Annotated in this window: 21 protein-coding genes and 1 other RNA gene; 1 reads left to right on the forward strand and 21 read right to left on the reverse strand. The window is 63.5% G+C overall.

Annotated elements, in window-relative coordinates; genetic code table 11:
- Positions 1 to 200: 200 nt before the first annotated feature.
- From RID11_RS08075 to RID11_RS08170, 20 genes are all read right to left on the reverse strand, one after another.
- Positions 201 to 920, reverse strand: a complete 720-nt coding sequence (locus RID11_RS08075) for an alanyl-tRNA editing protein (RefSeq protein WP_350137396.1) — start codon at positions 918 to 920, stop codon at positions 201 to 203.
- The gene (locus RID11_RS08080; protein WP_350137398.1) at positions 917 to 3,367 is read right to left on the reverse strand and encodes a DUF3772 domain-containing protein; all 2,451 of its coding nucleotides are present in this window, start codon (positions 3,365 to 3,367) and stop codon (positions 917 to 919) included. Before RID11_RS08080 ends, RID11_RS08075 begins: the two co-directional genes overlap by 4 nt.
- Positions 3,364 to 4,395: a cysteine synthase A gene (locus RID11_RS08085; RefSeq protein ID WP_350137401.1), complete on the reverse strand. Its 1,032-nt coding sequence runs from the start codon at positions 4,393 to 4,395 to the stop codon at positions 3,364 to 3,366. The genes RID11_RS08080 and RID11_RS08085 overlap by 4 nt, the downstream gene beginning before the upstream one ends.
- Before the next feature lie 58 nt (positions 4,396 to 4,453).
- Positions 4,454 to 5,566 carry an NUDIX domain-containing protein gene (locus tag RID11_RS08090; RefSeq protein ID WP_350137403.1) on the reverse strand — a complete coding sequence of 371 codons (1,113 nt, stop codon included), beginning with the start codon at positions 5,564 to 5,566 and terminating at the stop codon, positions 4,454 to 4,456.
- Positions 5,563 to 6,021 carry a TrgA family protein gene (locus tag RID11_RS08095; protein ID WP_350137406.1) on the reverse strand — a complete coding sequence of 153 codons (459 nt, stop codon included), beginning with the start codon at positions 6,019 to 6,021 and terminating at the stop codon, positions 5,563 to 5,565. The genes RID11_RS08090 and RID11_RS08095 overlap by 4 nt, the downstream gene beginning before the upstream one ends.
- The gene (locus tag RID11_RS08100; RefSeq protein ID WP_350137408.1) at positions 6,022 to 7,227 is read right to left on the reverse strand and encodes a class I SAM-dependent methyltransferase; all 1,206 of its coding nucleotides are present in this window, start codon (positions 7,225 to 7,227) and stop codon (positions 6,022 to 6,024) included.
- Positions 7,228 to 7,311: 84 nt separating this feature from the next.
- A complete protein-coding gene (locus RID11_RS08105; protein WP_350137411.1) occupies positions 7,312 to 8,733 on the reverse strand; it encodes a cryptochrome/photolyase family protein in 1,422 nt (473 codons plus the stop codon).
- A gap of 48 nt (positions 8,734 to 8,781) precedes the next feature.
- A complete protein-coding gene (locus RID11_RS08110) occupies positions 8,782 to 10,002 on the reverse strand; it encodes an aminotransferase class V-fold PLP-dependent enzyme (protein WP_350137776.1) in 1,221 nt (406 codons plus the stop codon).
- 100 nt (positions 10,003 to 10,102) lie between these two features.
- On the reverse strand, positions 10,103 to 11,806 hold the full coding sequence (locus RID11_RS08115) for a BCCT family transporter (RefSeq protein WP_350137414.1): 1,704 nt from the start codon (positions 11,804 to 11,806) through the stop codon (positions 10,103 to 10,105).
- Positions 11,807 to 12,095: 289 nt separating this feature from the next.
- Positions 12,096 to 12,323, reverse strand: coding sequence for a ribbon-helix-helix domain-containing protein (locus RID11_RS08120; protein WP_350137417.1), 228 nt, complete (start codon positions 12,321 to 12,323; stop codon positions 12,096 to 12,098).
- An 82-nt stretch (positions 12,324 to 12,405) separates the two neighbouring features.
- On the reverse strand, positions 12,406 to 12,588 hold the full coding sequence (locus RID11_RS08125; protein WP_350137419.1) for a DUF4169 family protein: 183 nt from the start codon (positions 12,586 to 12,588) through the stop codon (positions 12,406 to 12,408).
- On the reverse strand, positions 12,585 to 13,976 hold the full coding sequence (fumC, locus tag RID11_RS08130; RefSeq protein ID WP_350137421.1) for a class II fumarate hydratase: 1,392 nt from the start codon (positions 13,974 to 13,976) through the stop codon (positions 12,585 to 12,587). Before fumC ends, RID11_RS08125 begins: the two co-directional genes overlap by 4 nt.
- Before the next feature lie 101 nt (positions 13,977 to 14,077).
- Positions 14,078 to 14,533 carry an SspB family protein gene (locus tag RID11_RS08135; protein ID WP_350137424.1) on the reverse strand — a complete coding sequence of 152 codons (456 nt, stop codon included), beginning with the start codon at positions 14,531 to 14,533 and terminating at the stop codon, positions 14,078 to 14,080.
- 73 nt (positions 14,534 to 14,606) lie between these two features.
- A complete protein-coding gene (gene chrA, locus RID11_RS08140; protein ID WP_350137426.1) occupies positions 14,607 to 15,848 on the reverse strand; it encodes a chromate efflux transporter in 1,242 nt (413 codons plus the stop codon).
- Positions 15,849 to 16,021: 173 nt separating this feature from the next.
- A complete protein-coding gene (locus RID11_RS08145) occupies positions 16,022 to 16,621 on the reverse strand; it encodes a phage tail protein (RefSeq protein WP_350137428.1) in 600 nt (199 codons plus the stop codon).
- 136 nt (positions 16,622 to 16,757) lie between these two features.
- Positions 16,758 to 17,477, reverse strand: coding sequence for a VPLPA-CTERM sorting domain-containing protein (locus RID11_RS08150; RefSeq protein ID WP_350137431.1), 720 nt, complete (start codon positions 17,475 to 17,477; stop codon positions 16,758 to 16,760).
- A 154-nt stretch (positions 17,478 to 17,631) separates the two neighbouring features.
- Positions 17,632 to 17,986, reverse strand: a transfer-messenger RNA (tmRNA) gene (ssrA, locus tag RID11_RS08155).
- Positions 17,987 to 19,348, reverse strand: a complete 1,362-nt coding sequence (locus tag RID11_RS08160; protein ID WP_350137433.1) for a cytochrome P450 — start codon at positions 19,346 to 19,348, stop codon at positions 17,987 to 17,989.
- Positions 19,345 to 20,559: a hypothetical protein gene (locus RID11_RS08165; RefSeq protein ID WP_350137435.1), complete on the reverse strand. Its 1,215-nt coding sequence runs from the start codon at positions 20,557 to 20,559 to the stop codon at positions 19,345 to 19,347. The genes RID11_RS08160 and RID11_RS08165 overlap by 4 nt, the downstream gene beginning before the upstream one ends.
- A gap of 54 nt (positions 20,560 to 20,613) precedes the next feature.
- Positions 20,614 to 21,366 (reverse strand): cytochrome c biogenesis CcdA family protein, encoded by a 753-nt coding sequence (locus tag RID11_RS08170; protein WP_350137437.1) that lies wholly within the window; start codon positions 21,364 to 21,366, stop codon positions 20,614 to 20,616.
- Between the two features lie 94 nt (positions 21,367 to 21,460).
- Between RID11_RS08170 and RID11_RS08175 the strand changes: the two genes are divergently transcribed.
- Positions 21,461 to 21,691, forward strand: a complete 231-nt coding sequence (locus tag RID11_RS08175; RefSeq protein ID WP_350137439.1) for a sulfurtransferase TusA family protein — start codon at positions 21,461 to 21,463, stop codon at positions 21,689 to 21,691.
- Between the two features lie 66 nt (positions 21,692 to 21,757).
- Here RID11_RS08175 and RID11_RS08180 read toward each other — a convergent pair whose 3' ends face one another.
- Entirely contained in the window at positions 21,758 to 24,415 is a 2,658-nt protein-coding gene (locus RID11_RS08180; RefSeq protein ID WP_350137442.1) for an Rne/Rng family ribonuclease, read from the reverse strand.
- Between the last annotated feature and the right edge of the window lie 464 nt (positions 24,416 to 24,879).

Here is a 24,879-nt window from a genome sequence, read left to right on the forward strand (position 1 = left end):
CCAACGATAGGTTCCTGGCACTTTATATCAGCCAAATCCGAAAAACATCAGTGCGCAGAGCAGGTTGCAGCCAAATCGCCGTGCCGGGGGGCGGCCCGGCGATGCGCGGCGGCCTTCGGCCGCGTTTCGCGCAGGTGCTTTAATCGGATGTCCGCTCAACGCCATTCCCGGCCCCTCCTAAAAGAGGCCGCACCACGCCACTACCCGTCCAGATGCAAATAGACCCGGCGGTTCTGGCGGCCCTTCTTCTCGATCTTCCCCAGGCGCAGCGCCCCGATCTCGCCGGTGCGCGCCACATGGGTGCCGCCACAGGGTTGCAGATCGACCTCGCGCTCGCCCTGCCCGATCCGGATAAGCCGAACCTGACCCGCCCCCTTGGGCGGACGCACCGACATGGTCTTGACCAGCCCCGGATTGGCGTCGAGATCGGCATCGGTGATCCAGTCCTCAGTCACCGCCAGATCACGGTCCACCAGCAGATTGAGATACTCTTCCAGCGTGTCGCGATCCTCAGGGGCCTCGGCCATGTCGAAATCGAGCCGCGACCGCGTCTCGCCGATCGCCCCGCCGGTGACTGGCAGCGGAATGACCACCGACAGAAGATGCAGCGCTGTGTGCATCCGCATGTGACGGTGCCGCCGCTCCCAGTCGAGATATTGGCGCAGGTCCGTGCCGACCGGCGGCAAGACCTGCGGCTCGGCAGGCACAAGCGCGATCTGTGCTCCCTCGCCCTTGACCGAGGTGGCCACGGTCACACGTCCCTGCCCCCAATCGAGCCGCCCGCTATCGCCCGGCTGGCCGCCGCCCGTGGGGTAAAAGAGCGTCCGGTCAAGCACCACACCCCCTTCGGGCGTATGCGCCACGACACGCGCGTCGGCCTCGGCCAGATAAGGATCGTCAAGAAAGAGCCGCTCGGTCACCGCCCATCGCCCTCGCCACCTGCCGCATCACTATCGAAATCGGCCTCTGTCTTCTGCACCGGGGCAGCGCTTGTGGGGGCTGCTTGCGCAGCCGGGGTAGCCGGCGCGCCCGGCTCTCCGGCCATGGCAGCGGGCATGGCATTGCGGAACCACAGATCCTGTTGCGGAAACGGGATCTCGATGCCCTCCTCGACAAAGCGGCGGGCGATCTCGTGGTTCATGTCGGAATGCACCGTCATCACCCAGTTCACGTCACGCAGGATCGCACGGATTTCGAAATCGAGCGAACTGGCCCCAAAGCCGCGAAAAACAACGTTGGGTGGCGGATTCATCAGCACCATCGGATGATCCTCGGCGACCTCCTGCAGGATCTTCTCGACCTTGCGCGTGTCGGTGCCATAGGCCACCCCCACCGGCACGATCACCCGGCCAACCGTGTTGCCGCGCGTGTAGTTGGTCACCGTGCCGCTGACGAAATCGGCATTTGGCACGATCACGTCAGTGCGGTCGAATGTCTCGATCCGGGTCGAGCGGACCGAGATCGACTTCACATAGCCGTGCTGCCCGCCAACCTCGATCCAGTCGCCTTCGGAGATCGGCCGCTCGATCAGAAGGATGATGCCCGAGACGAAATTCGACACGATGTTCTGCAGGCCGAAACCGATCCCGACCGAGAGCGCGCCGGCAACGATGGCGAGCGAACTGAGATCAATGCCCGCACTGGTAATCGCGATCAGCGCGGCAAGGAAAATCCCGACATAGCCAATGCCTGACACGATGGCATTGCGCCCGCCCGTATCGAGCTTGGTCTTCGGAAGGATCGTGTTCCTCAGCGCGCCCTGCAACAGCCGTGTCGCCAGATAACCAAGCGTGAAGACCAGCGCAAAGGTCAGAAAGATCGCCGGCGAAATCTGCGTGCCGCCAAGGTTGACCCCCTCGGTAAAGCGCGTCCAGAACTCCAATAGCTGCGCCGGGCGCGCGCCCCAGATCAAGGCGAAAACCGGCAGCGACAGCAGCACAAGGACAAAGCCCGCAAGAACCGGAAGAAGGGATTCCTGCGCCTTCTCGCGATTGCCGGTGATCATCACGTAAAGCTCTGTCAGCAGGCGTTGCAGAACCAGAAGCGACGCCAGCAACATGAGCGACAGCGCGGCCGGCAACATCATCGCCTGCGCGGCCTTCACATATCCGACGGCGGCCAGAACCGGCGCCAGCAGCGCCAGCGCTGTCAAAACTCGTGACAGCAATCGCGCAATGCGGTCCCGAAATCCGGCTTCAGCGTCGGCAACGCCTTCGCTCGCGCGGCTGTGCAGGTTCAGCAGGCTGGCCAATCGCCATAGCAAGAGCCCGGTAAGCGCCAGCACCGGGAACACCACGACATTGGTGGCCTCTTCGCTCCAGCTTGCGCCCTCGGCAACCGCTTGAATGAAATAGAAGGCCGCAACCACAAGCCCCATGAGCGCGCCATAAAGGCGGCCCGAATAGCGGCAGCGGTCATCGAGATTGAGCACCGGGCCGCGCGGCTCATGCCTTGGGAAAACCCGCTGCGCCAGCCAGCGTGCCAGAAGAAAGATGAACGCGGCGGGCAGCAGGTTGGACAGCAAAAGATCGGAATACGTCCCGGTCAGACCCGTGGCCTGCACCGCGCGCACCAGCGCATAGACCCCGGCATAGGGCAGGAACCACTCACCAAGCGAAATCAGAAAGGTGCTGATCCAGCGACCGGCGCTTGGCTCTTCCTGGCTCAATTGCCGCATCAGGCGGCTCGACCAGTGCCGCCCGCGCGCCAGCAGGATAAGCCCTAGCAGCAACCAGGCCACGACCGCCGGCAGGCTGTCATTCAGCACCGAACGCCCGACCGGGCTCCTCCATTCGAGCATCACCTCGGAGCGCACCGATTCAGCCAGCCCATAGGCCGCGCGCACGGCTTCCGGCCAGTGCAGGGGATTGACCGGCATCGGCCCCAGACGCAGCAACTCTGCGGTTTGCCGGTCACGGATGACCTGATCGATCCCTTGAATGAGGCCATCGGCGCGGCTGCGGGCAAGGTCCGCCGTGCGCACCGGGGCCTCCAGCCGCGTCAGGCGGCGGTTCAGTTCTTCGCGCTGCTCGGCCACCTCGTCTGGTTCATTGCCATCCTCGGGCACCGGTCCAAGCGCAGCAAGCTGATCGCGCACGGTCTTTATCGGCGTCGCGTTGACGCTTTGTGCATCGACGAACTTCTGTCGGAAATCGACGAGCAGACTACGCAAATCCTCAAGGATCTTGGTATCCACCCGGCCGCTTTCCAGCGCATTCTCGACACGGTCGGCCAGCGATTCCCAGGCCTCGTAGTCAGGTCCGCTCAGCGATTGTTGCGCCTGCGCCATCGGCACGAAAGACACCGCCCCGATGCCGCCAAAGGCCAGGGCCAGAACCAGCGAGAGAAGGCGCAGAAGCTGTATCACTCCGCAAACACTCCGGGGATGGAGCGCGGGGCCTGATCAAGCCAGTTCGGCGTCGGCAGACCCTTTTCGCGCAGGAATTCCGGGTTAAAGAGCTTGGACTGATAGCGGGTGCCGTAGTCGCACAGGATCGTGACGATCGTGTGCCCCGGCCCCATCTCGCGCGCCATGCGCATCGCGCCGGCAACGTTGACCCCGGTCGAGGCGCCCATGCACAGCCCCTCATGCTCCAGCAGATCAAAGACGATGGGCAGCGCCTCCTCGTCGGGGATCTGACAGGCGAAATCAGGCGTGAACCCGTCGAGATTGGCAGTGATCCGCACCTGACCGATCCCTTCGGCGATGGACGAGCCTTCGCTCTCCAATTCGCCACTGGTGTAATAGGAATAGAGCTTGGCCCCCATCGGATCGGCTATGCCCACCTTCACGCCCTTGGGCTGCAATGCCATGCCGACACCCGCGAGCGTGCCCCCCGACCCCACGGCACAGACGAACCCGTCAACCTTTCCGGCGGTCTGCTCCCAGATCTCGGGACCGGTGGTTTCGACATGCGCCTGACGGTTCGCAACATTGTCGAACTGGTTGGCCCAGATCGCGCCGTGAGGTTCGGTTTTGGCAAGTTCTTGAGCCAACCTCTCGGAATAACGGACAAAATTGTTCGGATTTGAATAGGGCGCGGCCGGCACCTGCACAAGGTCCGCCCCCGCCAGACGCAGCATGTCCTTCTTTTCCTGGCTCTGCGTTTCGGGAATGACGATCACCGTCTTGAAGCCAAGCGATGCCCCCACAAGGGCCAACCCGATGCCAGTATTGCCCGCCGTGCCCTCGACAATGGTGCCGCCCGGCTCCAGCTCTCCGCGCGCGATGGCGTCGCGGATGATGTAAAGCGCGGCGCGATCCTTGACCGATTGGCCGGGGTTCAGAAACTCGCATTTCCCGAAGATCTCGCAGCCGGTTTCCTCACTCGCGCGGCGCAGCCGGAGTAGCGGGGTATTCCCGACGGCGGCGGCCAGATCCTGTGCAATGCGCATTCCCGTTGCTCCTGTGCTCGGCATGTTCCCTCGGGTTTAGGCCCTCAGTTGACGGAACTCAAGCCGATGCGCGCAGCCTTGCACGTTCCCGCTCCAGCCAGATCAGGCTCAGCACCAGCGGCCCGTTATTGGCCTCGCCACTGCGCAACAGCGCCATCGCCTGATCGAAATCAATCACATGGCTGCGGATGTCCTCGTTCTCGGTCTCAAGCCCGCCTTGCCCCTGCGCGACATCCGGCAGATCACACAGCCCCAGAAAAAGGTGAAACACCTCCGTGGAATAGCCCGGCGTGCAGTAATGCGTCGAAATTTTCTCCAGCCCGCGCAGATCGATCCGCGCCTCCTCGCGACATTCGCGCAGGGCGGTCTCTTCCGGCGTTTCGCCCGCGTCGATACGGCCCGCCACCGGCTCCAGCATCCATGGACGCGGATCACCGCGCCCATAGGGGCCCATCCTGAATTGCTCGATCAGCAACAGCCGGTCACGCAGCGGGTCATAGGGCAGAACAAGCGCCGCATCGGTCGCCACGAACACCTCGCGATGCAGGACGGGGCTGGCGGTGCCGTCAAAACGCGGATGGCGCAGGTGATAGCCCCGCGTGCGAAAGAACCCGGCATGGGGCGTCTCGACGCGCAGCGCCTCGACACTGTCCGCTCCGGTGGCGCTGCGCAGCTCGGCAGGCACCGCGTCGCGGGCGGCGACCCGCGCCGCAGCGCGCGACAGGATCATCGCCCGCGTGGCCGCCAGATCGGCTGCCGGACGATGCGCCATATCCTCCACGATCTCGCGCACTGCCTCGCACAGCGTCAACTGTGACGCCCCCGACCAGCAATCAGCCTGCCAGGCCAGCGTGCCGGGCCGCCCGGCCAATGCGCGCGCCGGGATCTCCTGACCCTCGCAAGACAGCCGCACCTGCTGCACGGGCTCAAGCCCCAGCACCTCGCCGATATAAATCAACCGCGCGACCGCCTCCGCATCGCTGACGATCCGCCCCCTGACGGCCCCGACACCGCCGCTGAGGCCCGGAAGGGGCAGCGATACAGGCGCGGCGCTCGGGGCGTGATCGGGCAGCACCGCCTCCGGCGCAAGGCCGGGGTTGGCTGAACCCAAAGCCGCCTCCAGAAAATCCTGTTCTGCCATCGGCCCGTAAAGGAACAGCGGATTGGTCATGGCCAGCGGCGCGCCACCCACTCCGAGATCACACCGACCAACACGCCGCCTGCCAGCAACGCACCGATCAGCGTCCCGTCAACCATGGTCAGCGCATATTCCGTCGCCAGTTCGAACATCGAGGTAATGCCCTCGACCGCGCCGTCATAGCGATTATCGAGCGCCCGCTTGAGCATTTCGTTCAGGCTCTGCAGAAAGATCGCCCAGAACACCAGCGCGCCCAATCCGGTCAACCCCGCGCTGAAGCCTTCGGCATAGCCGCGCCCCAGCCGCGTGCCCGTCACCCGCCAGCCGCAGATCACCCCAAGCACGACATTGACGTAATTGAACCAGCCGAAATTGGTGTCGTCCGGCATCAACGGGCGGAACAATTCGGACCCGACCCAGCCCACGATGCCGAGCCCGATCGCGGCAGCCAGCTTGCCCATCGTGGGCATACGGTCGGTTACAGGCATCTATCCGGGCCTTGCGATGGTGATCTGTGTCACATCGCAACTACCCCCTTTGAAGGCCCCCGCGCAAGAGGTGAGGTAGAAATTCCACATCCGGCGGAACCGCTCGTCAAAGCCCATATCGGCGATCTCACCCCATTTCTCGTTGAAACTCTGATGCCAGCGGCGCAGCGTCTGGCTGTAGCTTTCCCCGAATTCGATCGAGCCCGCGACGGTCAGCCCGGCGCGCTCGATCTGCTGGCGCAGCACCGTCGGGCTGGGCAGCATGCCGCCCGGAAAGATGTATTTCTGAATGAAATCAACGTCATTGCGGTAGCTGTTCCACCGGCTGTCCTCGACCGTGATGATCTGCAAGGTGGCCTGCGCCCCGGGGCTGAGCCGGTCGCGCAGGCTCTCGAAGAACACCGGCCAATATCGCTCGCCCACGGCCTCGAACATCTCGATGCTGGCGATGCCGTCATAGGTGCCGCGCTCGTCGCGGTAATCCTGCAACTTGAGCGTCACCTTGTCCGACAGCCCGGCCCGTGCAATCCGCTCGCGCGCGTATTTCAATTGTTCCTCGCTGATCGTGAGGCCGGTCACGCGCAGCCCACGCTCGCCCGCCGCATATTCCGCGAAGCCGCCCCAGCCACAGCCGATCTCCAGCACGTGATCGCCGGGTTTCACACCCATCTGATCGACCATGCTGGCATATTTCGCGATCTGCGCCTGCTCCAGGCTGTTGCGCCCCTCGTCGAAGATGGCGCTGGAATAGGTCATCGTGTCATCCAGCCACAGCCGGTAAAAATCATTCCCCAGATCGTAGTGATAGCTGATGTTGCGCCGCGCCTGAGCCTTGGAATTGCGCTTGAACCAAAAGCGGATGCGCTCATAAAGCTGTGCGATCTTCTGGCCGGGATAGCCGTTATAAATCCCGTCATCATCGTTCAGCAGATCCATGAAGGATTGCAGGTCCGGCGTCGACCAGTCACCGTCAAGATAGGCCTCGCAAAACCCCAGATAGCCCTCGCGCACCAACCGGGCAAACACCTCCGGGTCGTGGATCTCCAGCACCGCCACCGGGCCGGGGCGCGGCCCTTCGGCGCGAAAGATCCGGCCATCGGGTAGCACGATATCGATCCGCCCGGCGCTGATCTGGCGGGCCACGCCAAAAGAGCGGGCGAAATAGCGTGGCAGGTCGGTCTGGCCGGTGGTATCGGTCAGGATCATGCGATTATTTCCTCGTTTCTCTTCGTCAAGGCTATTGGCATCGGTCCCGCGCGGGCAAGATTTTTCAACTGCGGCACTGCCCATTCAGAACCCCCGTCCTTGATATGCGGCAAGCGCGCGTTCGCGCCCCTCTTTCAGACCGACCACCGGGGCCGCGTAGCGATCCTGCGGCGAGAGGCCCCAGGCACGCGGGATCGCATCGAAATAGGACAGCGCCGTCTCGCTCGGGCTGCGCGTGCCTTCCGCGATCCAGCGGCGGATGTACGCGCCCTCGGGATCAAACTTATGCAGCTGCGTTTCCGGATTGAAGACGCGGAAATACGGCGCTGCATCCGGCCCGCAGCCCGCCGCCCATTGCCACCCCATGGCGTTCGAGGCCGGATCCCAGTCGGTCAGGCAATCGGCGAACCACTCAAGGCCGATCTTCCAGTGGGTCATCAAATGCTTGGTCAGGTACGACGCCACGATCATCCGGGCGCGGTTGTGCATGGTGCCGGTGACATACATCTCGCGCATCGCGGCATCGACAAAGGGCACGCCGGTGCGGCCCTGTTTCCAGGCGATCACCTCGGGTCGTGTCGCGTCCTCGTTCCACGGAAACGCATCCCATTCCTCGCGCCAGTTGCCGGACGCGATGCGGGGCGTGTGATAGATCAGGTGATAGGCAAACTCGCGCCACACGAGCTCCTTGAGCCACGTCTCGGCCCCATGTGCCCCCTCGTGCAGCGCACGCAGCCCGGCATGCCAGCACTGGCGCGCGGATACTTCGCCATAGGTCAGGTTCTCGGACAGGCCCGAGGTGCCGGGCTTGGCGGGCAGGTCGCGAGCGGTCGCATAATCGGCGATCACCCCGCCGACGAAGGCCCCAAGTCGCCCCTGCGCCGCCGCCTCGCCCACGCATTGATGCGGCAGGCAAACCTCGGCCCCGCGCTGCATGGCGGCCCCAAGGTTCCAATCCTCCAGACGCTCGCTCTCGGGCCAGGCCTCGGGCGCAGGAATGCGCTGTGGCGCGCTCTCGGGCGCGGGCACGTCGCGGTCCTTCACCGCACGCCAGAACGGCGTGTAGACCTTGTAGTACCCGCCCTGCTGCGTCTCGACCGTCCAGGGCTCGAACAGCAGATGCGCGTTGTGGCTCTCGGCCTCGACACCACGCGCCTTGAGCGCGGATTTGATCGCACTGTCGCGGGCAATCGCCTCCGGATCGTAGAGCCGGGACCAATGCACCGCCTCCGCCCCCGTCTCATTAATCAGATCGAGCAGCACATCGCACGCGTCGCCGCTGCGCAGGATCAAACGGCCACCCTTCGCCGCCAGCGCGTCCGCGAGGTCACGAAGCGACAGGCCAAGCCGCCATTTCGGCGCGGCACCCAACCGCGCGATGCTGTCATCATGAATGAACACGACAATGACCGGCCCGCCACGCGCGCAGGCCGCCGCCAAGGCAGGGTTGTCGCTCAGCCGCAGATCACGGCGTAGCCATACGATACTCGGTGTTATGTCGGTCATCCCCTGCCCCGGTCTTTAACTGTCTTACGCAAGGCCGCCGGGGCCGGATCAAAGAATATCGTCGAGCGCACTCAGAAGCTTATCCACCTCCGCGCGCGACGTGTAATGCACAAAGCTCAGCCGCAGCACGCCCTTCTCGGTATCCACGCCCATGGCCTGCAATGGCCGCACCGCGTAGAAATCACCGCCCCCCGCCATGATGCCATGCGCGGCCAGATCCGCCGCGGCCTCAACCCCCGGACGGTTGAGGGCAACGGCCACGGTCGGGGCTTTGGCCGCCGCATCGGTCCGCCCGATCAGGCGCACGGAATTGCGATCCTTCAGATAATCGAGCAGCGGCTGCAACAGCGCCGTTTCATGTGCGCGCATCAGGTCATGCACCCCCGCATTGCGCGCACCCGCCTCGCCGTCGATCCCATGATGCGCCGCGAGCGCGTCAATGTAATCGGCCATGCCAGCACTTGCCGCGACCTGCGCGTGATCGGGTCCGGCGGGGGTAAAGCGCTTGTAGAGCGTATCGGCATTGAAATAATGTGCCTGATTGGGCAGCAGGTTGCTCAACTCGCGGCGCATCACCATGATACCTTGATGCGGCCCGTAGGTCTTGTAGGCCGAAAAAAGGTAGATATCAGGGCCCATGCCGCCCACATCGGGCAGGCCGTGCGGCGCATAACTCACGCCATCGACGCAGACAAACGCCCCCGCAGCATGGGCAAGCGCGGTGACCTCGACCACCGGGTTGATCGCCCCCACCACGTTGGAGCAATGCGGAAAACACACCAGCCGCACCCGCTCATCCAGCAGGTTCTCCAGATCGGCAGGGTCAAGCAGGCCGGTGTCCGGGTCGATCCGCCACTCGCGCAGCTCGAACCCCTCATCGGCCAGCCGCCGCCACGGCCCGGAATTGGCCTCGTGATCCTGATTGGTCACGATGATCGCATCGCCCGGCTGCATCCATTGCCGGAACGCCTGCGCCAGAACATAGGTGTTCTGCGTGGTCGAAGGGCCAAAACTGACCTCGTCGGTGGCCACCCCCATCATCGCCGCCAGCCGCGCCCGCGCCTCATCCATCTCTTCACCAGCCAGACGGCTGGCCTCATATGGCGCATAAGGCTGCACCTTGCGCTGCCGGTAATACCGCTCCAGCCGGGCAATCACCGGCGCGCAGGTAAAAGACCCGCCCGCATTCTCGAAAAACGCCTGGCCCGCAAGCGACGGCTCGGAAAATGCCGGAAACTGCGCGCGCACGAATTCATTGTCCAGTATCACGACCCCAAGTCCCCCCATCATGATTTCGGCATAGCAAATAGCAAAGCCCCCCGGGGTGCAACACCCGGGGGGCCTCTCATTGGGTTAGGTCAGGCTGGGATCAGCGCTTCTCGGACGCCAGTCCCTTCCAGATCGCGTAGCACATCACCAACAGCACCAGCGTGAACGGCAGACCCGTCGAGATCACCGCCGATTGCAGGGCCGCAAGGCCCCCGCCGATCAGCAGCACGATCGCGACCGCGCCTTCGAAGATGCACCAGAACACACGCTGCGACACCGGCGCGTCGACCTTACCGCCCGCCGTAATCGTGTCGATCACGAGCGACCCGGAGTCCGACGAGGTGACGAAGAACACGATCACCAGGACGATCCCGATCACCGAGGTGATCGTCGCCAGCGGCAGTTCCGCAAGCATCTGGAACAGCTTGAGTTCAAGCGCCGCATCCTGCGCACCGGTATAGCCATCGGCCACCACCTGATTGAGCGCGGTGCCCCCGAAGACAGTCATCCACAGGATGCAGACCGTCGTCGGGATGATCAGCACGCAGATGATGAACTCGCGCACCGTGCGGCCACGGCTGACGCGCGCGATGAACATGCCGACGAAGGGCGACCAGGAAATCCACCAGGCCCAGTAGAACGATGTCCAGCCCTGCATGAAGTTGGTGTCTTCACGCCCGAACGGATTGCTCAGGGCAAAGAGGTTCTGGAAATACGCCCAGATGCTGTCGAAAAACAGCGTCAGCAGGAAGATCGGCCCACCCACGAAGAACACGAACAAGAGCAGGATCGCCGCCAGCCCCATGTTGATCTCCGAGAGCACCTTGACGCCACCGTCAAGGCCACGCACGACCGAGACCAGCGCGACAGCGGTGATCGCGGAAATCAGGATCACCAGCAGAAGCGGGTTGTTGGCCACGCCCGACTCGTCGCTGTTGCCATAGGTGATGCCCATGAAGGAGCGTGTCCCCTCTGCCGCGTCACCCGACCCGAAGAGGAAGGTCAGACCCGAGGCCGTCTGCTCCGCACCAAAGCCGAGCGAGGTGGCCAGACCGAAGAGCGTGGCAAACACCGCCAGCGTGTCGATGATGTGACCCCACCAGCCCCAGACACGCTCGCCCAGAAGCGGGTAGAACGCCGAGCGCAGCGTCAGCGGCAGGCCCTTGTTATAGGAGAACAGCGCAAGCGCCAGCGCCACGACAGCATAGATCGCCCAAGGGTGCAGACCCCAGTGAAAGATCGTCGCCGCCATGCCAAGCCGCTGTGCCGCCGCCGCGTCACCGCCTGCCGCACCCAGAGGGGCCCAGTCGGTGCGCGCGCCGTCTTCCATAGAGGTGCCGCCGAGCGACGACGAGAAGTGGCTCATCGGCTCCGAGACGCCGAAGAACAGCAGGCCGATGCCCATGCCCGCGGCAAACAGCATCGCGAACCAGCCGATATAGCTATAGTCCGGCGAGGCTTCAGTGCCGCCCAGCCGGACCGAGCCATAGGGCGTCACGATCAGCACCAGGCAGAAGATCACGAAGATATTCGCGGCTCCGAGGAAGAACCAGTCAAAGCCCTTGGTCACCGCCGAAAAGAGCCAGCTAAAGACACTTGCCGCCTGCTCCGGCAGGGCCAGCGTATAGAAGACGAAGGCCACCACCGCGAGGCCCGAGATCATGAAGACGGGGTTGTGAATATCGAGGCCGAAGGGCCCGATCTTGGTCGTGATGTTGTCCTGACCGATCTCGTAATCGGTCTCGATGATATCCGAGTCGCCCGTGGGCGCAGGGATACCCTGGTTCTCTGTTTCGTCGGCCATTGAGGCCCTCCCTTGTCCCTTTGCCATGTCGCGTAACACACCCCGAACACGCCTTTCACAGGCCGGCTCGGACGCACGCGGCGCGCTGGCGTTTTCAGCATTCAGAACCGGGAAGCACTCTTACCCGGGACGTCTTCAGGTGAAGGCCCCCGATCCCATTCGCCCGTTGAGGGTAACAAGCCCGGTTGCGTAAACGCAACCAATCAGCGGAGGATTGGGTGTGAAAAGCGACACTTTAAGAGGTGCGGCCCCCTAAGACCGACCCGGATTCCTACGCTCAGCGCGAGTATCAATCGGCATTTTTCGCGCGAAAGTGGCGCAGGACATGCACCCGGATCGCCGAGGCAAGGCCCGCCTCGATGCCGCGCTCCGCGTCGATCCGGGCGGCCAGCGCGTTCAGCGCGATGCCCTCCTCGGCGGCGATCTCGCGAAACGCGCGCCAGAACTCTTCCTCCAGCGAGACGCTGGTGCGATGGCCGCGCAGGGTCAGCGAATGTTTGACCGGGCGCGCGTTCATGGCTGGCCATGTCCGGGGGCGCTGCCCCCATCGCCGCACGCGGCGATTCCCCCGGGATACTTATCGCAAGATGAAACCCGCATCAGTCATCCTCGCGGCGGTGCAGGTCGAGGATGCGGCGCGCCTTTTCGGCCTGCGTCTCTTCAACGGTCTTCTGCGCCTTGGTCCGCCCGAAACGCGCCGAATTCTCGTCGGCGCGGGCCTTGTTCTCAGCCCGCACCTTTTGCTTGCGTACCCGGTTCAGGTTGACCGGCCTGTCGCTCATTTCGGGCCGATCATGTCTTCGGGCCGCACCACGCGGTCAAAGGTCTCCGCATCCACAAAGCCGAGCGCGATCGCTTCTTCCTTCAGCGTTGTGCCGTTCTTATGCGCGGTCTTGGCAACCTTGGTGGCGTTGTCATAGCCAATCGTGGGCGCAAGCGCCGTCACCAGCATCAGGCTTTCCGTCATCAGCTTCTCGATGCGCGACTCGTTGGCTTCGATGCCCATCAGCATCCGCTCGGTAAAGCTGTCGGTGGCATCCCCCAAAAGCTGAATGGATTGCAACAGGTTATAGGCCATCATCGGGTTGTAGACATTGAGCTCGAAATGCCCTTGTGAGCCAGCGAACTTGATCGCAGCGTCATTGCCCATGACATGGGCGGCCACCTGTGTCAGCGCCTCGGCCTGCGTCGGGTTGACCTTGCCGGGCATGATGCTGCTGCCCGGCTCGTTTTCGGGCAGGATCAATTCGCCGAGGCCCGAGCGCGGGCCAGAGCCGAGAAACCGGATATCGTTGGCGATCTTGTAGCAAGAGCCCGCCACCGTCGCGAGCGCCCCCGACAGGAACACCATCGCGTCATGCGCCGCAAGCGCCTCGAACTTGTTGGGCGCCGTGACAAACGGCAGGCCGGTGATCTCGGCCATGTTGGCCGCAACCGTCTCACCCCAGCCATGCGCTGTGTTGAGCCCGGTGCCCACGGCGGTGCCGCCCTGCGCCAACTCGTAAATGCCGGGCATGCAGGCCTGCACCCGCGCGATCCCCTGCCGCACCTGATGCGCATAGCCCGAAAACTCCTGCCCCAGCGTCAGCGGCGTGGCGTCCTGCGTATGGGTGCGGCCGATCTTGATGATGTCCTTGAACTCGGCGGCTTTCGCCTCCAGCCCCGCCGCCAGCTTGCCCAGCCCCGGCAGCAGCACATCGCGCACGCTCATCGCGGTGGCGATATGCATCGCCGTGGGGAAGGTATCGTTCGAGGACTGCCCCATGTTGCAATGGTCATTGGGATGCACCGGATCTTTCGATCCGATCTCGCCCCCGAGGATCTCGATGGCGCGATTGGCGATCACCTCGTTGGAATTCATGTTGGACTGCGTGCCAGACCCCGTCTGCCAGACCACCAGCGGGAAATTGTCGTCGAACTTGCCCTCGATCACCTCGCCCGCCGCCTGAATGATCGCATCCGCCAGCCGCGCATCAAGCTTGCCGCTCGCCTTGTTGGCCTGCGCGCAGGCCTTCTTGATCACGCCCAGGGCGCGCACGATAGCGATGGGCTGCTTTTCCCAGCCGATCGGGAAATTCATGATCGAGCGCTGCGTCTGCGCGCCCCAATACTTGTCGGCAGGCACGTCGAGCGGGCCGAAACTGTCGGATTCGGTGCGGGTGGCAGTCATTGCGGAATCTCCTTGACGGTTTGCCCCGTTCATAGCGAAGCCGGGCAAAAGATCAATGCTGTATACAATGGAATACCGGTGGGCGCAGCAAGCACCCTGCCCTATTTCCGAAAGCTGTCGAGGCTGACCACATCCGCCTCGGTGGGCGCGTCACCCTCGGCATCCAGATCGTCGACATCCTCCTCGTCGTCCTCGTCCTCGACCTCCTGCGTCTCGAATCGCAGGCCGAATTCGACCGAAGGATCAACAAAGGTCTGGATCGCGTCATAGGGCACATAGAGCCGCTCCGGCGCATCACCGAAATTCAGCGTGACGCTGAACCCGTCATCCGTCACCTCCAGCCCGTCATACCAGTGCTGCATCACAACCGTCATCTCGGACGGGTAGCGGTCGCGCAACCAATCGGCGAGTTCCGCCTTGGGATGCGTGGTGTCAAACGTGATGAAGAAATGATGCGCGCCGGGCAGCCCGTTCATCTGCACGTCGGTCAGAACCTCCTGAATGAGGCCACGCATGGCGCGATGCATCAGGTTTCCGTAATCGATCGAGCGCGACATTCTTTACCTCGGGTGAGTTCTAGCGATCAGCATAGGGGATTCGGGACAAAACAAAAGACCCGCAATACGCACGTTAAATCAATAGATGCCACGCCCCCGCGAGCACCGCAAGCAGCGTCAGGACCCAGACCATCGACAGCCGCGCGCCCAGCAAAAGCACCGCCGCCAGCAGCACGAAGACAAGGCTGAGTGGGCTGAATGTCCCCCAGTCCGGCACCGGGCCAAAGCTCGTGTCACGCACGCGCTCAAACAGAACATGCAGCGCGAACCAGACCGAAAGATTCAGGATCACGCCAACCACGGCCGCCGAAATGCCGGCCAAGGCCCCCTTGAGCCGGGGCCGCGCAAGGATCTGCTCGATATAAGGCGCGCCGGTGAATATCCACAGAAAACAGGGCGTAAAAGTCACCCAGAGCGTCAGCAGCGCCGCCAGCACGGCCATCCCCACCCCGCCCTGCGCGTACCCTGCCAGCAGACCGACAAATTCGGTCACGAGGATCAGCGGCCCCGGCGTCGTCTCGGCCAGCCCGAGCGCGTCGATCATCTGCGCCGTGCTCAGCCAGCCCTTGGTCACCACCACCGTCTCGGTCATATAGGCCAGCACCGCATAGGCCCCGCCAAAGGTCACCACGGCCAGCTTGCTGAAGAACAGCGCCAGATCGGTGAGGAAATCGGCCCCTGCCGCCCACACCACCAGCACCGGCGCAGCCCAGAGCGCACCCCAGATGGCGACGGTGACCAGCGTGCCGCGCAACGGCACGGCGGCGGGCAGCGCGGTCTCGGCCTCTCCGTGCGCGCTCAGATACCCCCAGAGCGCCGCCAGCGCGATGATGATGGGAAACGGCACCGACAGCATGAACATCGCCACAAAGGCGAGGCCCGCCAGCACCCAGCTTGCCCGGTCCTGCAGTGACTTGCGGGCGAGGTTCAACAGCGCCTGCAACACGATCGCCACCACCGCCGCCTTGACCCCGACAAACAGCGCCTGCACCAACGGCACCCCGCCATAAAGCGCATAGCCCAGCCCAAGCGCCATGATCACCAGCGCCCCCGGCACCACGAAGAGCAGCCCCGCGATCAGCCCCCCCGGCACGCCCCTAAGCCGCCAACCCGCATAGGTGGCCAGCTGCATCGCCTCGGGGCCCGGCAGCAGCATGCAGAACGACAGCGCGCCGAGGAATTGCCGCTCATCCAGCCAGCCCCGCCGTTCGACCAGTTCGGCATGCATCATCGAGATCTGCGCCGCCGGTCCACCAAAGGACAAAAGGCCGATGCGTAGGAATACAGCTACCAGATCATTGAGCGCAGGGGTCATGGCGCAAGTGGTAGCCGCCTGATCAAGGCACGCAAGCGCAATTTTCAACGCATAGAAAATATGACACGGAATTGTCGTGCGGCATCGTCAGACAGTTCTGCCGGACTTGTGCGAGACCAGGACGAGGTCAGCCCGAATGACAGGCTGACGCTCGCTCAATTCGGCTATGCCCTTCAGTTGCGCGACGGGAAGATGCCCTGAAGCGCCACACAATACCGTATCACCAGGTAGGGCTGCATGTTGTCGATCGGCTGACCGCCACCTGTGCTGCCGATTGCATTGCCGCTCATCGTCGCATCGGGACTTTGACCCGTGTAATCCCGGTCGCGCCCGGTGCCCGCCAGATAGGTGCCCTGCGGCGTCGTCGTGCTGCCATTGGACCGTGAAACGTTGATCGAATGCGAATGAGCGGGCATTTGGGCCGCCGACAACGTGTTGGTTTCGGTGCCGCCCTTTTGCCCGCTCTGCCGGGAGGCAAGACCAGGTCCCTGACCGGTATGCATCGGCACGCGGCCCCGAAGATCCGGCAAGGCAAAGGTCGTGCGCCCGTCCCCGCCAAAGGTCGTGCCATACAACGAAAACAGTGCGGCATTCGACGAAATCGGCAAAAGCTGGCCATCCGCATTCGCCCAACCGCGTGGGCAGAAGTTATATCCCGCCATCATGATCTGGCCGATGAACGGGTCGGCCTGCGCCTCGGCGGGTTTCGGAGACAGCAGGGCTGCGGTTGACAAGGCCACGGTTGCGGCAAGGGTCTTGATCCTGTTTGGCATGGAGTTCTCCTATTCACTTTCAGCTAAAATGGATTGCGAAAAATGCAGCACCGTGAATACCTTGCGCAGTCGGCGTAATCTCCGCCGGTGGATGCGCAAGGGAACAATCGCTGACGCGCGATGCGTCAACTTGGACCTAAAGTGTCTTGCGACGCCGCAAGAGCGCCAGCCCCCCCAGACCGGCCAGCAATAACGGCAGGCCGGCGGGCAGTGGAACAGGGCTGGGGGGCGGGGCGGTGCCTGCCAGATCAAAGGTCAGCGAAAAGGCGCTGAGCCCGGCCGTGGCACCGTCGCCAAGGGTCAAGCCCCCAACGGTCCCGAATAAATCCAGTGAGCTTAAACCGCCCAGCATCTCGGTGTCGCTGGTCTGACTGCCCGTCAGAGTATCCTCGAAAATCTCAAGCTCGACCGACGGCAAGTTTATGCCGTCAACAAAGATAACTTCAGAGAAAGCATCCACTGTGGCGAAGAGGTCGCCACCACCCAGCGTTACATCACTCAATGTGCGCGTGGACCCGCCTGCCACGGCCACATTGAAATCGACGAAAAAGCTGAACATGTGCCCAAGACTGGACGCAGTGTCAAAGCCAGAGATACTCGCCCCGGGGTCTAGATTGAAGGACAGCGTCGTCGTTGATGCCGTCGAGGACGTCGTCACTTCGATGCCGTTAGCATCGGCGACAAAATCACCGGCAAAGGCCGGTGTTCGCACGTTGTCAGTAAACGCAAACCCCGAAAACGTCACGTCGCCCTCAGTCAGGGTCGCCCCCCCAACAAGATCAGAGAGCGTCGCCGCATATGCCGGGCCGGAGGAGATGTACAACGCGGAAACTGCCGCAAGCGCAATGCTTTTCATTTTCACTATCCTTAATAAAAAATCAAATATGCGTGAATGGTCCCACCGACCGGACTGTATTGCAAGACGAATATTTTAGGGACAGCTCAACCTAAAGAAGAGTTCGATGCATCAGGTCTGCCTGAAACACGCGAAAATGTCAAAAAATCAGGAAAGTGCAGGCTTCTGTTGCCAGGTGCCTGCGAACCCCGCCTTACGCGGCTAGGCGCAAGGGCTTAAGTTTCGGTCTTGTTACTGCTTACGCAGCAACGGCGACCGGAGCACGGTTGTCATTTGCAACTGTACGTTTCGGACCGATAACGGTGGTACCTCACCGGGACAAAGCATAACCCCTTTAGACGTTCGTCGATCCTGTTTCGGCCCCATGATCCCCAAATGAAGGATGATTGGTGGAGCCGCCGGGTACCGCCCCCGGGTCCGATCCGCTTATTACGAGCGCGTTTATGTCCATAGTCCCCATTGCCGGGAACACCTCATACATAGGCGCTTTGGCCGGGCTTGCAAAGGGGTCAGCGCGGCGAAATCGCCAGCCAGATACCGTCGCGCCCGCGCACCGTCAGATGCGCCACCGGCATCGCCGGGCGGTCCGGCACCGCGTCAAAGCGATAGGCCCGCACCAGCATCGCCAGCAAGAGCGGCCCCTCGATCATCGCAAACCCCGCCCCGGTGCAGACCCGCTGCCCGGCGGAGAACGGGATATAGGCGGTACGCAGGCAAGTCTTGCCATTCTCGGTGCCATAACGCGCCGGGTCAAAACCGTCGGGATTGTCCCACAGCCGTTCATGCCGGTGCAGATGCCACGGGCTGATCACCACCTGCGCGCCGGGTTTGACATCGCGATTGCGAAAGCGTTCGGGGCACGTGCTCTCGCGCACCATCATCGGCACGGGCGGATAAAGGCGCAGCGTCTCACGAAACACATCCCGCGCCACGCGCAGCCGCGACATGTCCGAAAACTCGGGCGTGCAGCTGCCAAACACCGCCTCGGCCTCTTCGGCAAGCCGGTCCTGCCAATCAGGGTACAGCGCCAGCAGATACAGCGCCCAGGCCAGTGCCGAGGCGCTCGTTTCATGCCCCGCAAGGAAAAAGATCGCCACCTGATCGACCATTTCCTGCGTGTCGAACCGCACGCCGGTCTGCGGGTCGGCGGTGGTCATGATCTTGGTGGCCAGATCGTCGGGCGCGGTCCCGGCTTCGATCTCCCCCATGCGCTGCGCCGTCAGCTGCGTGATCAGCGCGCGGATGCTGCGGGCGGTCTCTCGTGTTTTCCGGCGATGAAAGCGCGGAAACCAGCGCGGCAGCGGCACAAAGGCCGCGAGGTTCAGCACCGGCTGCGTGCGCTGATGCTCCTTGAACTGCTCGAACACCGCGCTCGCGGTCTCGTTCTCGATCGGGATCGAGAACAGCGTGCGAAAGATCACGTCGGCGGCGGCATGGCTCGTGTGCGGCTCGATATCGCGCGGCGCGCCATCGGCCAAGGGCTCAAGCCGCGCCACCGCGCCCTGCCCGGCCCTGACCATCGCCGCAAAGGTATCGCGCAGCCGCCCGCCCTCGAAGGCGGGGAAGATGATCCGCCGCTGCCGCTTCCAACTCTCTCCATTGGTGACGAACACTGACTGCCCCAGCAAAGGCCGCAACCCTTCGGACACCCGCGCGGATTTCGGAAAGTCATCGGGCCGCGCGCGCAGCACCAGATCGACGAGGTCGGGCTCATTGCACAGGTAAGAGCGAAAGAACGGCGTGCGAAATTCGGCCATCCACGCCCGATAGAGCCGCGCGGGCTGCGCCGAGAGGATATCAGCCCGAAACAGCCGCATGTAGCGCCACAATGACACGCGATCCGGCCGCGCGGGGGGCTTGGGCGGTCTCATGGCGCAACGCTCGTGTAACCCGAGGTCGCCCGCTCGATCCGGCTCTTGGACGCGGGCCGCCCGGCAAAGCGCTGCGCAAGGGTCTGCGGCCCGGCGGTGATGCGGAAATAGTCGTAATCCTTCGGCCGGTCAAAGGCGCAAAGATATTGAAAATGCAGCCGGAAAAACCGCCAGCGCAGTGCGCGCCACCGCTCGGCACTCAAGCTTTGCGTGAACGCCGCCGAAATCACCAGCGGCCAGCGTTTCCCCGCTGGGGCCACGCCACTCACGCTCACCGGATCACACAGCGCAAAGGCGCAGCCATCGCCCGGCGCGGTCACGTCGAGCCAGAACACCTCCTCGCGCGTGCTCAGATAGGCCAGATCGGCGCGCAACCGGTGCGCGCGCGGCAGGAAAGACACCATCGGCACCACCTGCCCGAGACTGAGGAATGACAGCGCGGGGCCACCCGCAGGCACATGCCCGGCGCGGATCAGATCGGCGAGGATCGACACCCCCAGATGCGCGCCCGAAGAATGCCCGACAACCAGCACCTCGTCGCACTCTCCTTGCAAGGCCTGCGCGATCTCGGCGGTGAACTCGGCCATCCGCGCCTCCAACTCCGGCGGGTTGGCCCCCAGATGCCGCGCCGAATAGGCATAGTCATGCATCAGGTAATAGGCGAAAAACCGGCCATCCATGCGGCGAAACCATCCAAGGATCAGCGGCACAACGACCAGCCCGCCCCAGGCCGCCAGCGGATGCAGCACGGCCAGACCCTGACCCAGACCCCACGCCGCCAACAGCGCCAGACCCAGTTGCGTCAGCAGAACCCCAACCGGGTAAAGCGCCGCAATCACCGGACCTTTGCGCAAACGCATCAGCCGAAACAGCGCGCCGGTTCCGATATAGGTGGCGGCGGTGCGGATCAGTTGGGCATAGGTGGCAAGAATGCCCTGATCCATGCTGTCCTTGACAATGTCGGACCAGACCAGCACCTCGATTTGGGCATCCACCTCGGCCCCCTCTATCCGGCCCTGCACACCCCAACCGAATCTCGCCTTAGCTTCGCTCGGCAAGATACTGATTTCATATCCGGAAATACCCGCCTGCGCGGCGCTTTCCTTGCGATAAAGCTCGCGGTAGCGGCGCGGCGGGATCGGATCGTAACCCGGAATGTAAAACACACGCCTATGCCGCACAGGCGCGTTAACGGGGGCGTTGCTGCTCATGACCAACCTCTTGTCGGCCAGAGCCTAGCGCGAAAATCAGGCGAGCGTAAGACGTTATCCAAGCACCGCGAGGGCCGGGAACGTCTCCAGCAGCCAGAACGAAAACGCCGAGAAGCCGCCGGTCAGCATCAGTAGGCCGATGGTCCACAACAGCAGGCCCATGACCCGCTCGATCTGTTCCATGTGCCGCTTCATCCAGCCCATAAGCCCTTGAAGACGCGGCAGGAATGCCGCCACCAGAATGAAGGGCACACCCAGCCCGATGGCATAGACCGCCAGCAATGAGGTGCCCCGCGCGACATTGGCCTCGGAGGCGGCAAGCGACAGGATCGCGCCCAGTTGCGGGCCGATGCAGGGCGTCCAGCCAAAGGCGAAGGCCAGACCGAGAATATAGGCCCCAAAGGACGATCCCCCCCGGTCGCCCGCATCAAGCCGCGCCTCGCGGTCGAGGAACCCGAAGCGATAGACGCCCACGAAATGCGCCCCGAAGGCCATGACAAGTATGCCCGCTATCGCGTTGAAATAGCCTTGGTATTGCAGAAACACCGTACCGATGGCCGACGCGGTGAAGCCCAGAAACAGGAACACCGTCGACAGCCCCAGCACAAAGAATAGCGCGGGCATCACGGCGCGCGCGCGTTGGCTGCCGCTCTCGGTCAGGTCATTGAGGCTGACACCGCTGATATAGGCCAGGTAAGGCGGCACGATCGGCAGCACGCAGGGGCTTAAAAACGATATGATTCCAGCAACTAAGGCCACGAGCATGGCCGGCAGCAAAGCGGCGTCTATGATTTCGATTCCGAACATGGGAACACACATAACCCGTCCACCCCGCTGCGTCACGCAGCAAAGGGTCACATCCTTGTGGACAGGCTGTAACAAGGCCGCTATCTGATTGGGCATGACCCCGAATGATACGCTCGACGCCTGTGGCCTCTTGTGCCCCCTGCCCGTTCTCAAGCTGCGCAAGCGCTTGAAATCATTGGACGTTGGCGCGCTGGTCGCGCTCTACGCCGATGATCCGGCGGCAGTGATCGATGTGCCGCATTTCTGTGCCGAATCCGGCCATGAACTGATCTCGTCCAGCGACGAGGCCGGGGTGCAGACCTATCTCATCCGCAAGGCGGGCTAAGGCCGCGGCATGGAAAAGCCGCGCCCGTGAAACGGGGCGCGGCTTTTCTCGGAAATGTCCCGCTGTTTAGCCGAGTGACCACCACCCGCGCCGCTTGGGCTTGGCCGGGGCCGGGTCTTCGGTGACGGTTTCGGTTTCCGGCTCGGGCTCGGGGGCCTTGGCGGGCTCTTCCGCGACCGGCTCAGGGGTCGGCTCCGGTTCCGGTGCAGGCTCCGGTTGAGGCTTGACCTCCGCCTCTGCGGCTGGCGCCGGTTCCGCCTCGGGGATGGGATCAGCCGCAGCGGCGACCTCTTCCACGACCGGGCTCGCCTCGGGCTCTTTCTTCTTGCGCGAGACAGAGCGCGAGCGCGGCTTGGGCTTGTCCTGAGCCACGTCCTCGGGCTTGGCCTCCGGTGTCGCCTCGGCGTCTGCCGGGGCCGCATCACCATCCGCCTTGGCCGGCGTCTTCTTGCGCGAACGGCTCGGGCGTTTGGGCTTCGGCTTGGGTGTCTCTGCCTCGGCCTCGGCCTGTTCGGCGGCAGGGGCGGTCTCGGCGTCGGTCTGCGCCGCGGCATCGCCACCGGCCTCGACCGGCGTCTCCTGACCCTGATCCCCGGCCCCACTCGAAGCCTCGGCCTGGCCGTTCTCCTGCTGCCCCTCGCCACCATTCTTGGGCTTGCGGCGGCCACGGCTGCGCGAGCGGCGGCGCTTTTTCTTGGGCTTGTCGCCGTCGTCACCATTGGCCTCGGGCGTGGGTTCCACCTCGTCGGCGACCACGTCTTCCTCGGTCTCGTCGATCTCGACCATCAGCGCCGCCCCGGCAGAGACGAACTGCGCCGCATCGGGCTCGGGCACGGTGCGCGTCGCGGTCTTGAACTTCTCCATCGTGAAATCGGGGCTGACCAGCGTCGGGTCTCCCTCGACCCGGACGGAAAGACCATAGCGCGCCTCGATCTGGGCCACGTGATCGCGTTTCTGGTTCATCAGGTAGTTGGCGATGCCCACCGGGCATTTCAATAGCACCTCGCGCGAGCGGCGGCGCACGCCCTCTTCCTCGACCTGGCGCAGGATCGACAGCGCAAGGTTGTCATCCGAGCGGATGAGGCCTGTGCCGTGGCAGATCGGGCAAGGCTGTGTGGTCGCCTCGATCATGCCGGGGCGCAAACGCTGGCGCGACATTTCCATAAGGCCAAAGCCCGAGATGCGCCCCACCTGAATGCGGGCGCGGTCGGTCTTCAGCCGCTCCTTCATCCGTTTTTCGACAGAGGCATTATTGCGGCGCTCGTCCATGTCGATGAAGTCGATCACGATCAGCCCGGCAAGGTCGCGCAAGCGCAACTGACGGGCGACCTCGTCGGCGGCCTCAAGGTTGGTCTTGGTTGCGGTTTCCTCGATCGAGCCTTCCTTGGTGGCCCGGCCCGAGTTGACGTCGATGGCGACAAGCGCCTCGGTCACGCCGATCACGATATAGCCACCGGATTTGAGCTGCACCGTCGGATTGAACATGCCGCTGAGGTAGCTTTCAACCTGATGGCGCGCGAAAAGCGGCTGCTGATCGACATAGTGTTTCACGTTCTTGGCGTGGGACGGCATGATCATCTTCATGAAGTCCTTGGCGATCCGGTAGCCCATCTCGCCCTCGACCAGAACCTCGTCAATCTCGCGATTATAGAGATCGCGGATCGAGCGTTTGATCAGGTTGCCCTCCTCGTAGATCTTGGCGGGCGCGATGGATTTGAGCGTCAACTCCCGGATCTGCTCCCACAACCGCTGGAGATATTCGTAATCGCGCTTGATCTCGGCCTTGGTGCGCTTGGCCCCCGCCGTGCGGATGATCAGGCCCGCGCCCTTGGGCACGTCGATCTCGGTGGCGATTTCCTTGAGCTTCTTGCGGTCGGCCGCCAGCGTGATCTTGCGAGAGATGCCGCCGCCACGCGCGGTATTGGGCATCAGCACGCAATACCGACCGGCGAGGCTGAGATAGGTGGTCAGCGCCGCGCCCTTGTTGCCGCGCTCTTCCTTGACGACCTGCACGAGCATGATCTGGCGGACCTTGATCACCTCCTGTATCTTGTAGCGACGCGCGCGCGGCTTGCGCACCGGGCGCAGATCCTCGCTGTCATCCTCATCGGCGACGGATTCGATGCTGTCATCGTGGCTGGCGTGATCGCGGGTATCGCTGTCATCCTCGTCGCCCTCGGGCGTCGCGGTGTCGGTGCCCTGTTCTGCGGCGCTGTCTTCGGCGGGTTCCTCGACCGGGGTCTCGGCCACGCGCTCCATCGGCGACGTGCCTTCCTCCTCGTCAGCGTCTAGGTCGATGGTCTCCATGCCGGAAATATCGCCGGTGGTCACCGCGTCATCCGACGTGGTCTTTTCCGCCTTGGGTTTCGCGCGCGACCGCGACCGGGAGCGAGAGGAGCGCTTGGGCTTTTCCTCTTCCTCCTGCTGGGCCTGGGCGAGCGCCTCTTCCTCGGCCATCAGCGCCTCGCGGTCGGCGACCGGGATCTGATAGTAATCGGGGTGGATTTCCGAAAAGGCGAGGAAACCGTGCCGGTTGCCGCCGTAATCGATGAACGCCGCCTGAAGCGACGGTTCGACCCGGGTTACCTTTGCGAGATAGATGTTGCCAGCAAGCTGGCGCTTGTTCTCGGATTCGAAATCGAATTCCTCGACCTTGTTTCCGTCGACCACCACGACGCGGGTTTCCTCCGCGTGGGTGGCATCAATAAGCATTTTCTTGGCCATGTTTTCCGTATGCATCGCGGCGCGGCACACGCCCCCGGGGGGGCGGCGCGTTGCGGCTGATGTCTGATAGGGGCGATAGCGGGCGTGCGCATGGGCGGGACGCATGTGGTCCCTGCCTGTATGACGCTGTCAGTGCTCGCGCGCTTCATCGCGGTTCTTCTTCTCCGGCCCTTGCGGGCCAATTCAAGGCCTGAGGCACCTTGTCGGGGTTTCAGGCGTGTATGCAGCCCCGGTCCGGGGCCCAATCGGTCTGTTCGGCCCTCGCGGATTTGTCGGTCCGGCAGGAGGCTGAAACAGCGAATCTCTTGTGGTCGGGGCAAAAAATCGCACCCGTCACCGCAATTTCACACTAAAGCGTTGCGGGCGGCAATTACAATGGAGAAAATGCACAGCGGATGTCGCGGCCCCCGATCCGCAGACCTGCGGCATCGGCAATGATTGCGCAGGCGGCACGGGGTTGGTAA

It is taken from the genome of Roseovarius sp. (assembly GCF_040219995.1).
Classification (GTDB): domain Bacteria; phylum Pseudomonadota; class Alphaproteobacteria; order Rhodobacterales; family Rhodobacteraceae; genus Roseovarius.